We start from the raw sequence: 12,355 nt of genomic DNA, 5'->3' as shown, positions 1-12,355 counted from the left end.
AGGCGGATAGGACGGGCTTGCATGCTGGCGCCGCAGGCCTTCACAACCCGCATCGCCCCCGGCGTCGTCGCGCTCGCGGCCATCGCCATTCTGATCGGCGGCGCCTTTGCCGGGCTCATCGCGGAGGGCGCGCGCGACACGTCCGGCGCGCTCTCCGCTTTCGACGGCTACATGTTCCGGGTGGCGCGCTTCACGCTGTTGCAGGCAGGTCTCTCCACGCTTCTTTCGGTCGTTCCCGCGTTGGCGGTGGCGCGGGCGCTGTCGCGGCATCCGGCTTTTCCCGGGCGCGGCCTGATCCTGAAGCTGTTCGCCGTTCCGCTGGCGCTGCCGGCCATTGTCGCCGCAATGGGCGTGCTGGCGCTGTTCGGACGGGCAGGTATCTTCGCGCCGGTCCTTTCGCTCCTTTATGATAACGGCGGCTGGCCGGGCATCTACGGCCTCTCCGGCATTCTCGTCGCCCACGTTTTCTTCAACCTGCCGCTGGCGACACGGCTTTTTCTCGAAGCGCTGGACACCGTTCCCACGGACCAGTGGCGGCTGGCGAGCCAGCTCGGTATGGGCGCTTCCGCGTCCTTCCGGCTCATCGAATGGCCGGTGCTGCGCGCGGCGATGCCCGGCATCGCCGGTCTCGTCTTCATGTTGTGCATCACCTCCTTCACCATCGTGCTGACGCTCGGCGGCGGGCCAGCGGCCTCGACGCTGGAAGTCGCGATCTATCAGGCGCTGCGCTTCGATTTCGATCCGGCCCGCGCCGTGGCGCTGACCCTCATGCAGATCGCGCTGACGCTGACGGTGGTCGTCGCACTCACCCGTCTCGGCGCGAATGTCACCGGCGACGCCAATCTCGCCGTGGCGCGGCGACGTCCCCTCGCCCTCGGCTCTGTCGAGCGCACGTTCAACGCGCTCTCTATCCTGCTGGCGCTGTTCCTCGTCGCGGGACCGATGGCGGCAATCGTGCTGTCGGGACTGAAGGCGGATCTCCTCCGCCTGATCGGCGAGGCCGGTTTCCACAGGGCTCTGATCACAAGTCTCGTGCTTGCCGTGCTCTCCGCGAGCCTTGCCGCGACGATCGCCTGGTCGCTGGCCGCCGCGCGATGGGCAGCATCGCGGCGCCGCAGGCGCGCGTCGGGCGACCCGGGCCTGATCGAGCGCGTCTTCGATACAGGCGCGAGTTCGGTCCTCGTCGTGCCGCCGATCGTCATCGGCGCCGGCTGGTTCGTGCTGCTGCGCCATGTCGCCGATGTCTTCGCCATCGCCCCGGTGATGGTCGCCACGGTGAATGCCGTGATGGCGATGCCCTTCGCGCTGCGCGCTATCCGCCCTGCCCATGACACCGCGGCCGCCCGGCATGACCGGCTTTGCGAATCTCTCGGCGTGAGCGGCTGGAACCGGCTGCGGCTGATCGACTGGCCGGTGCTCAGGCGGCCGCTCGCCACCGGCTTCGCCTTTGCCATGGCGCTGTCGCTGGGAGATCTCGGCGTCATCGCGCTGTTCGGCAGCGACGCGCTGAAGACGCTGCCCTATCTGCTATACGAGCGCATGGGCAGCTACCGGACCGCCGACGCCGCCGGTCTCGCCCTGCTTCTCGGCCTGTTCTGCCTCACCCTCATCCTTGTCGCCGACTGGCTCGGCCGTGAGCGGAAAACATGACGCGAAACCTGAACGCCGGATTGCCGGTCATCTTCGACGCTGTCGATTTCAGCTATGGCGAGGCGGCATTCCGTTTCGACGTGACGTTCGCCGCAGGGGCGGTGACCGCGCTGATGGGGCCGAGCGGCTCCGGAAAGTCGACGCTGCTCAATCTGATCGCCGGCTTCGAGGCGCCGGCGTCCGGACGCATCCGGATCGGGGACGCCGACGTCACCGACATGCCGCCCGCCGCGCGCCCCGTGTCGATGGTCTTTCAGGAGAACAATCTCTTCGGCCATCTTCCGGTCGAGAAGAATGTCGGCCTCGGCCGGTCACCCTCGCTCAAGCTTGATATGCAGGATCGGCAGATCGTCGCCGACGCCCTGGCCCGCGTCGGGCTGGCCGGCAAGGAGAAGCGGCTGCCCGGCGCGCTTTCGGGCGGGGAGCGCCAGCGGGTGGCTCTCGCGCGTGTTCTGGTGCGCGACCGGCCGGTCCTGCTGCTCGACGAACCGTTCGCCTCGCTCGGACCGGCGCTGCGGGACGACATGATAGAGCTGGTCAGGGAGTTGCATGCAGAACGGAGGATGACCGTGATATTTGTGACACACCATCCAGAGGACGCACGAAAGATCGCGGAAAACCTCGTTTTTCTCGAAAACGGCAAGGTTTCGGCAAGCGGACGGGCGGCAGATTTCTTCGGTTCGGGTGGTCCGCAGGCCTTTCGGGACTATATCGGACTTGGCGGTGCTGCACGCTAATCACCAAATGTTGCCCGGTTGCCGACATAATTCGTCTTCACATGGAACGCTGCGTGTGTTGATCGGATTTCGGAGCACCGCGCGCCACGGGCGAAGGAAAGGGAATCGATTCTGCCACGCATGAGCCTCACGTCTGCCGCGACCGGTCCCGCTGCCCGGCACATGCCGCGCGGCGTGCTCGTTGCCGTGCTTGCGCTGGGACTTGCCGCCTGTCAGTCCGCCGTCGACCAGATCAACGAGCAGGCGTTCCAGCCGTCGAACAATCCCGTGACCGTCGACACGGTCACCCGCAACGACCGGGTGGCGGAACTCGCGCGGCAGCAGCATCCGCGCATCCTCGCCACTTATGGCGGCGAATATTCCGATCCGAAGCTGGAGCGGATGGTCGCCAAGGTGGTCGGCAATCTGACGCTGGAAACCGACAATCCGACCCAAACCTATCGCATCACCATCCTGAATTCTCCGAACGTCAACGCCTTCGCGCTGCCCGGCGGCTACCTCTACGTGACGCGCGGCCTGCTGGCGCTCGCCAATGATTCGTCCGAGCTCGCGGCGGTCATCGCCCACGAAATGGGCCACGTCACCGCCAATCACGGTGTCGCGCGCCAGCGCAAGGAGGCCGAGGAAGGGCTGGCGACGCGCGTCGTCTCCGACGTTCTCGGCAACGATCAGGCCGCCAAGGCCGCGCTGGTGCGCGGCAAGCTCCGGCTCGCGCAGTTCTCGCGCAATCAGGAACTGGAGGCCGACGCCATCGGCATCCGGACGTCGGGCCGCGCCGGCTACGATCCCTATGCCGCTTCGCGCTTCCTCGCCTCGATGGCCGCCTATCAGGATTTCCGCTCGATCAGCGGCGCGACCGATGCAAGCCTCGACTTCCTCGCCAGCCATCCGAACGCGCCGCAGCGCATCGAGCTGGCGCTGCGCCATGCGCGCACCTTCGGCGCTCCCGGCGCGGGGGCGCGAGACCGCGATTCCTTCCTGGCCGGCATCGACGGCGTGCTCTTCGGCGACACGCCGGAAGAGGGCTATGTGCGCGGCAACACCTTCCTGCATCCGCGCCTCGGCATCTCCTTCTCCGTTCCGGACGGCTTCATCATCGACAACACCGCTGCGGCGGTGACGGCGACGGGGCCTGCCGACACGGCCGTGCGCTTCGACGCCGTCGAGCTCAACCGGCGCACGTCGCTGGCGGACTATCTGCGCAGCGGATGGGTCGCCGGCCTCGATCCGGCCAGCGTGCGTGCCGAGACGCTGAACGGCAACGACGCCGCCTTCGCCACGGCTCGCGCCGAAGGCTGGCAGTTCGACATCGTCGTGGTGCGCGTCGGCGGGCAGGTCTACCGCCTGCTCACGGCCGCGCCCGCCGCCAGCACGGGCCTGACGGCGATCGCACGGACGGTCAGCGGTTCCTTCCGTACGTTGTCCGAGAGCGAGAAGGCGGCGCTGAAGCCGCTGCGCATCCGCGTCGTGACGGTGAAGCCCGGCCAGAACGTCGGCACGCTGGCGGCGAGCATGGTCGGGGTCGATCGCAAGCTCGATCTCTTCCGGGTCATCAACGCGCTCGGACCGGGCGCGACCGTCTCGACCGGCGACAAGGTCAAGATCATCACCGACCAGTGAGTTCCAGTGCCACGGCTTAACATTCGATATAGCTTTCCGGCGGCTTGGAACATATCATGAACAAATGGCTGTGTTGTCCACTCGTGAAAAACTGGCGATCCTGTCCGAGGCCGCGAAATACGACGCTTCCTGCGCCTCCTCGGGTGCGCCGAAGCGCGATTCGCTGAAGACGCGCGGCATCGGCTCCACGGAAGGCATGGGCATCTGCCACGCCTATGCGCCGGATGGGCGCTGCATCTCGCTGTTGAAGATCCTGCTCACCAATTTCTGCATCTACGACTGCGCCTATTGCATCAACCGTTCGTCATCGAACACGCGCCGCGCCCGGTTTTCGGTCGAGGAGGTCGTCCGGCTGACGATGGCGTTCTACAAGCGCAACTACATCGAAGGCCTGTTCCTGTCGTCGGGCGTTATCCGCTCGCCGGACGAGACGATGGCGGAGATCGTGGAGGTCGCGCGACGGCTGCGCGAGGAAGAGAATTTCGCCGGCTACATCCATCTGAAGACCATCCCCGAATGTTCGCCGGAACTGCTGGAGGCGGCAGGCCGCTACGCCGATCGTCTTTCGATCAATGTCGAGTTGCCGACCGACGAAGGGGTGAAGCGGCTGGCGCCGGAAAAGCGGCCGGAGACGATCCGCCTCTCAATGGCGTCGCTGCGCCTGAAGATCGAGGAGAAATCCGAGCCGACGCTGAAAACCCGCAAGCGCCAGCGCTTCGCGCCGGGCGGGCAGTCGACGCAGATGATCGTCGGCGCCGACCAGACCTCAGACGACGGCATCTTGCGGACGAGTTCGCGTCTCTATGGCAGCTATCAGCTGCGGCGCGTCTATTATTCCGCCTTCAGTCCCATTCCCGATGCGTCCTCGGCGCTGCCGCCGAAAAAGCCGCCGCTGATGCGCGAGCACAGGCTTTATCAGGCCGACTGGCTGATGCGCTTCTATGGCTTCGACCAGCCGGAAATCCTCTCCGGCAAGACGGATGGCATGCTCGACCTCGACGTCGACCCGAAGCTGGCGTGGGCGCTGCGCAACCGCGGCCGCTTCCCCGTCGACGTGAATCGCGCCGAACGCGAGGCGCTGCTCCGTGTGCCGGGCCTCGGCACGCGCGCCGTGCATCGCATTATCGAGACGCGGCCATATCGGCGTCTTCGGCTCGAAGATGTCGGACGCATCTGCCAGTCGATCGCCAGGGTGCGGCCTTTCATCGTGGCTGCCGGCTGGACGCCGGGCATGACGCTCGACGCCGAGGGACTGCGCGGGAAGCTCGCGCCGGCGCCCCGGCAGTTGAGCCTGCTGTGAGCGCGGCTCCGCATCTTGCGCTGGCGCGTTTCACGGTAGCGCTTGCCGCGCAGACGGATTTCGCCGGCTGGCGGGAAGCGGCGCGCCGGCTGATGCTGAACGGCGTGAAGCCGGAGGAGATCGCCTGGACGGTCGACCGCCTCCGGGTCGATGAGACCGCAGCCGCGCTGCCGGCCGTTCCGCAAGGGTCGCGGCTCGACGTGCCGCGCAGTTTCGTGGAGCGGGCCGAATCCGTCTTCTGCCACTCGGACCCGGAGCGCTTTGCCTTTCTCTACCGGCTGCTCTGGCGGCTTTCGCGCGAGCCGGCGCTCCTGCATGTGGCGTCCGATCCGGACGTGCGACGGTTCGAGGCGATGGACAAGGCGGTGCGCCGCGACATCCACAAGATGCGGGCATTTGTTCGTTTTCGCCGCATCGAGGACGATCTTGGCGAAAGCTACGCCGCATGGTTCGAGCCCGACCATTTCATCGTGGAGCGCAACGCGCCCTTCTTCGTCAAGCGTTTCGCCGGCATGCGCTGGACGATCCTGACGCCCTGTGCCTCGGCGACGTGGGATGGCGACGAGCTGTCGTTCGGGCCGGGAGCCGCCCGCGCAGGCGCGCCGCGCGAGGACGACGCCGAAGAACTGTGGCGGACCTATTTCAGCTCGATCTTCAACCCGGCGCGGCTGAAGGTGAAGGCGATGCAGGCGGAGATGCCGAAGAAATACTGGCGGAACCTTCCCGAGGCCACGCTCATTCCTGGGTTGATCGCAGGCGCGGACAAGGCCGCAAAGGACATGATCGCCAGGATGCCGACACCGGCCCCAGCCCATCACGAGAAGCTTCAGGCGCGCCACTGGAGCGTGCGCGAGCCCGAAGCCGGCGACGGAGGCGATGCCGAGACCATCGCCGAACTGAGGGAGGCGGCCAAGGGCTGCCGGCGTTGCCCGCTCTGGCGCGACGCGACGCAGACCGTCTTTGGCGAGGGGCCTGAAAGCGCACGCTGGATGTTCGTCGGGGAGCAGCCGGGCGATCAGGAGGATCTGGCCGGAAAACCCTTCGTCGGTCCGGCCGGCAAGGTGTTCGACGCCATTCTCGATGAGGCCGGGATCGACCGCGATCAGGTCTATGTCACGAACGCCGTGAAGCACTTCAAGTTCGAGCCGCGCGGCAAGAGGCGCATCCACAGCAAGCCGAATGCGGGCGAGGTGCGGGCCTGCCGCTGGTGGCTGGACAAGGAGCTTGCGCTGGTGAAGCCCGATCTCGTCGTGGCGCTCGGTGCGACCGCCGCGCAATCGCTGCTCGGCAAGGCGGTGCCGGTCACGAAGATGCGGGGCCAGACGATCGAACGCGAGGACGGGCTGAAAGTTTTCATCACCATCCATCCCTCCTTCATCCTGCGCATCCCGGACCCGGCGGATGCTGCGGCCGAACGCAAGCGCTTTCTCGGCGACCTGCAGGCCGTCAGGCGTCTGGCGACCGCCTGAAGCGCTTGCACGCGCAAAAATAGCGGCTATTGTCCCTGCCGTTCTCAGGGCGGGGCGAAACTCCCCACCGGCGGTATGCGGCTATGCCGCGAGCCCGCGAGCGCCTTCCATGGAAGGGTCAGCAGATCAGGTGCGATGCCTGAGCCGACGGTCACAGTCCGGATGGAAGGGAACGTCGTCGTCAGCGCCGGATGGCGCGGCCGGCGCGTGATCGCCTTGGGTGCCGTGTCTGTCGCAGCCAAAGGAGATCCGGATGACACACACCCGCTACGCCTTCGTCAAAGCCAGATGGCACGCCGACATCGTCGATCGCGCGTTCGAAGGTTTCTGCCAGCTCATTCCCGCCGCCGAAGTCGACGTCTTCGACGTGCCGGGCGCTTTCGAGCTTCCGCTTTTCTCGCGCGATCTTGCCGCCAGCGGCAGATATGCCGCCATCGTTGCGGCCGCGCTGGTCGTCGATGGTGGTATCTACCGTCACGATTTCGTGGCGCAGGCGGTCGTGGATGGGTTGATGCGGGTCGGGCTGGATACGGGCGTGCCGGTGCTATCCGTGTCGCTGACGCCGCATCATTTCCAGGAAACCGAGCATCACCGGAAAATCTTCAGCGAGCATTTCGTCAAGAAAGGGCGGGAGGCCGCCGAAGCGGCGCTGCTGATCGTGAAGACACGGGCCCGGCTCGCAGCCTGAGTCGTCCGCTCAGGCGATGCCGAGGGCGATGGCCGGATTGGCCTTCACCAGCGCGCTCTTCAGTTTCTCAAGAGCGCGTGTCTCGATCTGGCGCACGCGTTCCTTGGAAATGCCCAGCCTTTCGCCGAGCGACTCCAGCGTGGCGCCCTCGTCCTGCAGGCGGCGTTCCCGGATGATCCGCAATTCGCGTTCGTTGAGCACGCCCAGCGCGTCGCGCAGCCAGCCGTTGCGCCGCTCGACGTCGATCGTGTCCTCGACGATCTCGTCCGGGAGCGGATCGTCGTCAACGAGATAATCCATGCGGTCATTCGAGCCGCTTTCGTCGCCGACGGGAGCGTTGAGGGAGGAATCGGGGCTCGACAGCCGCGAATCCATCATCGCGACATCGGCTTCCGGCACGCCGAGGGCCGTGGCGATCTGCTTGTAGAGCTCGGCGTTCGACAGGATTTCCGAGCCCTGCGCCAGCCGCGCCCTCAGACGCCGAAGGTTGAAGAACAATGCCTTCTGGGCGGAACTCGTGCCGCCGCGCACGATCGACCAGTTGCGCAGGATGTAGTCCTGTATGGAGGCGCGAATCCACCAGGAAGCATAGGTCGAGAAACGGACGTCGCGCTCCGGCTCGAAGCGCGCGGCCGCTTCGAGCAGCCCGACATGGCCCTCCTGGATCAGGTCGTTCATCGGCAGGCCGAAATGGCGGAACTTGCCCGACATGGCGATGACCAGCCGCATATGCGAAATGGTGATGCGGTTGAGCGCTTCCTGGTCCTGATGGTCCTTCCAGCGCAGGGCCAGCGCCTGCTCCTCTTCGCGTTCGAGGTAAGGCGCCCGCATCGCGGCCCGGATCAAAGTGCGTCTGGCCGTCTCTTCCATCGTCCGCGCTCCATCAGCAAGAACACCCGCCCGAAGGCATTGCGTCCCGGCCCTTTACGAAGCGCTTCGCGGCCCTATTTCATCCGCGTGGGCAATCCATCGGCTGCGCGACAGACCGGAGACGACCAGCGTCAAACGCCGGCGTCCCGGAATCGTTCCCTGTTGCGCGGACCATAAGGTTCTATTCGGGGATGACGGCCGTCGCCTCGATCTCGATCTTTGCCGCATCCTCGATCAACGCGACCACCTGCATGACGCTCATGGTCGGGAAATTGCGGCCCATGACCTCGCGGTACGCCGCTCCCAAACCCTTGAGATTGGCGAGATATTCCTGCTTCGACGTGACAAACCAGGTGAGGCGGACGATGTGCTCCGGCCGTCCGCCGGCCTCTGCCAGGATCGCGACGATATTCTTCAGCGTCTGCCGGGTCTGGCCGACGAAATCGTCCGTCTCGAACACCTGCGCGGCGTTCCAGCCGATCTGGCCGCCGAGGAACACCATTTTTCCGCCGGTCGTGGCGATGCCGTTGGCATATCCCTTTGTGGGCTGCCAGCCGGCCGGATGAAGGACTTGGTGCGACGAAGACATGATGGGCTCCACGTTTCGGTTCAGACGCCGAGATAGCGGTCTTGGAGGTCGGGGGTGAGTTCGGCCGGCATGCCTGTCCACACCGTTCGTCCCTTCTCGAGGACGAAAGCGCGGTCGGCCACAGGCAGGAGTTCGGAAAGCGTCTTGTCGACGACGAGTATCGACTGGCCGGCTGTCTTGAGCGTGCGGATGGCGGCCCAGATGTCCTGCCGGATCACCGGCGCGAGGCCTTCGGTCGCCTCGTCGAGGATCAGCAGCTTCGGATTGGTCATCAGGGCGCGGCCGATCGCCAGCATCTGCTGCTCGCCGCCGGAGAGCGTGTTGGCGTACTGGCCGGTTCGCTCGCCGAGCCTCGGGAAAAGGTCGAGGACGCGGGCGAGCGTCCAGCCGTCGCCACGGGTGGCGGCCACGAGGTTCTCGCGCACGGTGAGGTTCGGGAAGCAGCGGCGGCCCTCTGGCACGAGACCGATGCCGAGGCGGGCGACGCGATGCGACGGCTGGCGCAGGATCTCCGCGCCGCCGAAGCGGATGCTGCCGCGCTGCGGCCTCAGCATGCCGAGGATGGACGCGATGGTCGTCGTCTTGCCCATGCCGTTGCGGCCCATCAGCGCCACGACCTCGCCTTCGGCGACCGCGAGATCGACGCCGAACAGCGCCTGCGACGCGCCGTAGGAGGTTTCGAGGCCGGATACGGAGAGGAGAGTCGTCATCCCTGCTCCCCAAGATAGGCGCGGCGCACTTCCGGGTCGCGGCGGATTTCCTCCACCGAACCCGTCGCGATGATGCGTCCGTAGACCAGAACGGAAATCCGGTCGGCAAGCGCGAAAACCGCGTCCATGTCGTGCTCGACCAGCAGGATCGGAGCTTCCCGCCGCAGCGTGTCGAGAATTCCTGTCAGTTCCTTCGAGCCTTCCGGTCCCATGCCGGCCATCGGTTCGTCGAACAGGAACGCCTTGGAGCCGAGCGCCAGCGCGATGGCGATCTCCAGCTTGCGGCGTTCGCCGTGCGACAACTGGCCGGCCGGCACGCGGGCGCGTCCGGCGACGCCGACGCGGGCAAGCGCCTCCATTGCCGGTTCGATCAGCGTTGCGTCCCGCATGACCGGCTTGAAGAACCGGAAGCTCGATCCCTGCCGCGCCTGCACGGCCAGCATGACGTTGCGCAGGGCGGAGAATTCCAGCGCCAGTGACGAGACCTGGAAAGAACGGCCGAGGCCCGCGTGCGCGCGCCTGGCGAGGCCGAGCGAAGTCACGTCGTCGCCGCGAAAGAAGATGCTGCCGCTGTCGGGCTTCAGCGCACCGGAAATCTGGTGGATCAGCGTCGTCTTGCCGGCGCCGTTCGGACCGATCAGCGCATGGATCTCCCCCGGCCGAAGATCGAGGCTGACGTCGTCGGTGGCCTTCAGCGCGCCGAACGTCTTTCTGAGGTTGCGGGCGGCGAGGATCGGCTCAGCCATGGCGCTGCCTCCCCGCGACGAGCCCGACAATGCCGCCACGCGCAAAGAGCACGACGCCCAGCAGGATCAGGCCAAGGAAGAGCTGCCAGCGCTCGGTGAAGCCGCCGAGCAGATATTCGATCAGCACGAAGGCGACGGCCCCGGCGACCGGGCCGCACAGGCGTCCTGTGCCGCCGAGGATGATCAGTACGATCAGTTCGCCCGACATCTGCCAGGACAGCATGGAGGGGCTGACGAAACGGTTGAGATCGGCGAACAGCGCCCCGGCCACCGCCGTGATCATGGCCGACAGGACGAAAGCCGCGAGCTTTATCGGGAAGGGCGAAATTCCTACCGCCGCCAGCCGCGTCTCATTCTGGCGGGCGGCCTGCAACGCCGCGCCGAAACGCGAGGCGCGCAGCACGGCGAAGACGACGAGGCCGACGAGAAGCGCGCCGTAGCTGACGGCGAAGAAGCCGGGCGGCGTCACGGTGTTCACGCCCGGAAAGGCGGTGCGGGACGGCAGCGACAGGCCGTCCTCGCCGCCATAGGCCGGCCAGGAGATGGCGAAATAGTAGATCATCTGCGCGAAGGCGAGGGTGATCATGATGAAGTACACGCCGGAGGTGCGCAGGCTGATGGCGCCGGTCGCCAGCGCCACGAGTCCGGCAACCGCGATCGCCACGAGCCATATGACTGGCGTGCTTTCCGTGCCGCCGATCTCGAATGGCCATGTCAGCACGGGCTGCATGTAGAGCGCATGGGTCGCGAGAATGCCCGCGGCATAACCGCCGATGCCGAAGAAGGCGGCGTGGCCGAAGGAGACGAGGCCGCCGAGCCCCAGCGCCAGATTGAGCCCCGTCGCCGCCAGCGCCAGGATCGCCATGCGCGTCGCCAGCGTCACATAGAATGGCTGGTTCAGCATCAGCGCGCCCAGCGCGAAGGCCAGCGGCAGCAACACCAGAACGAGATTGACGATGGCGGAACGGGTGACGGCCATCATGTGTTCGCCGCGAAAAGGCCTTGCGGGCGGAACGCAAGGATCAGGGCCATGACGATGTAGATCAGCATAGACGCGAGGGCCGCGCCGACGGTCGCCCCTGCCGCCGGCCCCATCGCCAGCGCGAACAGTTTTGGCAGGAGAAACCGGCCGAGCGTGTCCACCAGCCCGACCACGATGGCGCCGATGAGCGCGCCCTTTATGGAGCCGATGCCGCCGATGACGATGACGACGAAGGCGAGGATCAGCACTGGTTCGCCCATGCCGACCTGCACGGATTGCAGCGCGCCCACCATCGCGCCGGCCAGCCCGGCGAGCGCCGCGCCGAGGGCGAAGACCAGCGTGTAGAGGCTGCCGATGTCGACGCCGAGCGCGCCGATCATCTCGCGGTCGGTCTGGCCGGCGCGGATGCGCATGCCGAGCCGCGTGCGGGAGATCAGCAAATAGAGGCCGACCGCGACGATGATCCCGGCAGCGATGATGGCGAGGCGATAGAGCGGATATTGCGCGCCGCCCGGCAGCGGCACCGCGCCCGAAAGCACAGGCGGAATGTCGAGATAGAGCGGGAACGAGCCGAACAGCCAGCGCGTGCCCTCCGAAAAGATCAGGATCAGCGCGAAGGTGGCCAGCACCTGATCGAGATGATCCCGATTGTAGAGCCGTCGTATGACAAGGAGTTCGACGATGGCGCCTGCCGCTGCGGCTGCCGCGAGGCTCGCGATCAGGCCGAGCCAGAAGGAGCCCGTCCACGCCGCGACCGCCGCGCAGGCGAATGCTCCGATCATGTACAGCGAACCGTGCGCGAGGTTGATCAGGCCCATGACGCCGAAGATCAGCGTCAGCCCGGCCGCCATCAGGAACAGCATGACGCCGAACTGAAGTCCGTTGAACAACTGCTCTATGAGGAGGGCTGTGGACAAGATGAGCCTTGCAGTCAATGGCGCTGCGCTGATCTCCCCTCTCCCCCGTTTACGGGGGAGAGGGTAAGGGTGAGGAG

At 66.4% G+C, this 12,355-nt stretch carries 12 protein-coding genes and 1 riboswitch; of the genes, 6 read left to right on the top strand and 6 right to left on the bottom strand.

Annotation, left to right across the window (positions count from 1 at the left end; translation table 11 throughout):
* Window positions 1–21 precede the first annotated feature (21 nt).
* The 6 genes from thiP to M9955_03910 all read left to right on the top strand — a co-directional run bounded on the left by thiP (window position 22) and on the right by M9955_03910 (window position 7,464).
* Window positions 22–1,650 (top strand): thiamine/thiamine pyrophosphate ABC transporter permease, encoded by a 1,629-nt coding sequence (gene thiP, locus M9955_03935; protein MCO5080791.1) that lies wholly within the window; start codon window positions 22–24, stop codon window positions 1,648–1,650.
* Complete coding sequence (gene thiQ / locus M9955_03930) at window positions 1,647–2,387, top strand: thiamine ABC transporter ATP-binding protein (protein MCO5080790.1); 741 nt, start codon at window positions 1,647–1,649, stop codon at window positions 2,385–2,387. The genes thiP and thiQ overlap by 4 nt, the downstream gene beginning before the upstream one ends.
* Window positions 2,388–2,507: 120 nt before the next feature.
* Window positions 2,508–4,007, top strand: coding sequence for a M48 family metalloprotease (locus tag M9955_03925; GenBank protein ID MCO5080789.1), 1,500 nt, complete (start codon window positions 2,508–2,510; stop codon window positions 4,005–4,007).
* 64 nt (window positions 4,008–4,071) lie between these two features.
* Window positions 4,072–5,307, top strand: coding sequence for a putative DNA modification/repair radical SAM protein (locus M9955_03920; GenBank protein MCO5080788.1), 1,236 nt, complete (start codon window positions 4,072–4,074; stop codon window positions 5,305–5,307).
* Complete coding sequence (locus tag M9955_03915) at window positions 5,304–6,776, top strand: UdgX family uracil-DNA binding protein (GenBank protein ID MCO5080787.1); 1,473 nt, start codon at window positions 5,304–5,306, stop codon at window positions 6,774–6,776. The genes M9955_03920 and M9955_03915 overlap by 4 nt, the downstream gene beginning before the upstream one ends.
* Before the next feature lie 36 nt (window positions 6,777–6,812).
* Window positions 6,813–6,954, top strand: a riboswitch (FMN riboswitch).
* A 75-nt stretch (window positions 6,955–7,029) separates the two neighbouring features.
* Window positions 7,030–7,464: a 6,7-dimethyl-8-ribityllumazine synthase gene (locus tag M9955_03910; protein MCO5080786.1), complete on the top strand. Its 435-nt coding sequence runs from the start codon at window positions 7,030–7,032 to the stop codon at window positions 7,462–7,464.
* A gap of 9 nt (window positions 7,465–7,473) precedes the next feature.
* Here M9955_03910 and M9955_03905 read toward each other — a convergent pair whose 3' ends face one another.
* From M9955_03905 to M9955_03880, 6 genes are all read right to left on the bottom strand, one after another.
* A complete protein-coding gene (locus M9955_03905; GenBank protein ID MCO5080785.1) occupies window positions 7,474–8,334 on the bottom strand; it encodes an RNA polymerase factor sigma-32 in 861 nt (286 codons plus the stop codon).
* Window positions 8,335–8,515: 181 nt separating this feature from the next.
* A complete protein-coding gene (locus tag M9955_03900; protein MCO5080784.1) occupies window positions 8,516–8,923 on the bottom strand; it encodes a RidA family protein in 408 nt (135 codons plus the stop codon).
* 20 nt (window positions 8,924–8,943) lie between these two features.
* Window positions 8,944–9,633: an ABC transporter ATP-binding protein gene (locus tag M9955_03895; GenBank protein ID MCO5080783.1), complete on the bottom strand. Its 690-nt coding sequence runs from the start codon at window positions 9,631–9,633 to the stop codon at window positions 8,944–8,946.
* Window positions 9,630–10,379, bottom strand: coding sequence for an ABC transporter ATP-binding protein (locus M9955_03890; GenBank protein ID MCO5080782.1), 750 nt, complete (start codon window positions 10,377–10,379; stop codon window positions 9,630–9,632). The genes M9955_03895 and M9955_03890 overlap by 4 nt, the downstream gene beginning before the upstream one ends.
* Complete coding sequence (locus M9955_03885; protein MCO5080781.1) at window positions 10,372–11,361, bottom strand: branched-chain amino acid ABC transporter permease; 990 nt, start codon at window positions 11,359–11,361, stop codon at window positions 10,372–10,374. Before M9955_03885 ends, M9955_03890 begins: the two co-directional genes overlap by 8 nt.
* Window positions 11,358–12,278, bottom strand: coding sequence for a branched-chain amino acid ABC transporter permease (locus M9955_03880; protein ID MCO5080780.1), 921 nt, complete (start codon window positions 12,276–12,278; stop codon window positions 11,358–11,360). The genes M9955_03885 and M9955_03880 overlap by 4 nt, the downstream gene beginning before the upstream one ends.
* Window positions 12,279–12,355: the final 77 nt, after the last annotated feature.

This window comes from Rhizobiaceae bacterium (genome assembly GCA_023953845.1).
Taxonomy (GTDB): Bacteria; Pseudomonadota; Alphaproteobacteria; order Rhizobiales; family Rhizobiaceae; genus Arvimicrobium.
The sequence above is the reverse complement of the archived record's forward strand: the minus strand, read 5'-3'. Positions and strand labels throughout refer to the sequence as shown.

What these genes read in the sequence shown, in the direction of transcription:
- M9955_03905 (MCO5080785.1), bottom strand. Translation starts at nt 8,334, where the DNA reads ATGGAAGAGACGGCCAGACGCACTTTGATCCGGGCCGCGATGCGGGCG.
- M9955_03925 (MCO5080789.1), top strand. Translation starts at nt 2,508, where the DNA reads ATGAGCCTCACGTCTGCCGCGACCGGTCCCGCTGCCCGGCACATGCCG.
- M9955_03910 (MCO5080786.1), top strand. Translation starts at nt 7,030, where the DNA reads ATGACACACACCCGCTACGCCTTCGTCAAAGCCAGATGGCACGCCGAC.
- M9955_03885 (MCO5080781.1), bottom strand. Translation starts at nt 11,361, where the DNA reads ATGATGGCCGTCACCCGTTCCGCCATCGTCAATCTCGTTCTGGTGTTG.
- M9955_03890 (MCO5080782.1), bottom strand. Translation starts at nt 10,379, where the DNA reads ATGGCTGAGCCGATCCTCGCCGCCCGCAACCTCAGAAAGACGTTCGGC.
- thiQ (MCO5080790.1), top strand. Translation starts at nt 1,647, where the DNA reads ATGACGCGAAACCTGAACGCCGGATTGCCGGTCATCTTCGACGCTGTC.
- M9955_03920 (MCO5080788.1), top strand. Translation starts at nt 4,072, where the DNA reads ATGGCTGTGTTGTCCACTCGTGAAAAACTGGCGATCCTGTCCGAGGCC.
- M9955_03900 (MCO5080784.1), bottom strand. Translation starts at nt 8,923, where the DNA reads ATGTCTTCGTCGCACCAAGTCCTTCATCCGGCCGGCTGGCAGCCCACA.
- thiP (MCO5080791.1), top strand. Translation starts at nt 22, where the DNA reads ATGCTGGCGCCGCAGGCCTTCACAACCCGCATCGCCCCCGGCGTCGTC.
- M9955_03895 (MCO5080783.1), bottom strand. Translation starts at nt 9,633, where the DNA reads ATGACGACTCTCCTCTCCGTATCCGGCCTCGAAACCTCCTACGGCGCG.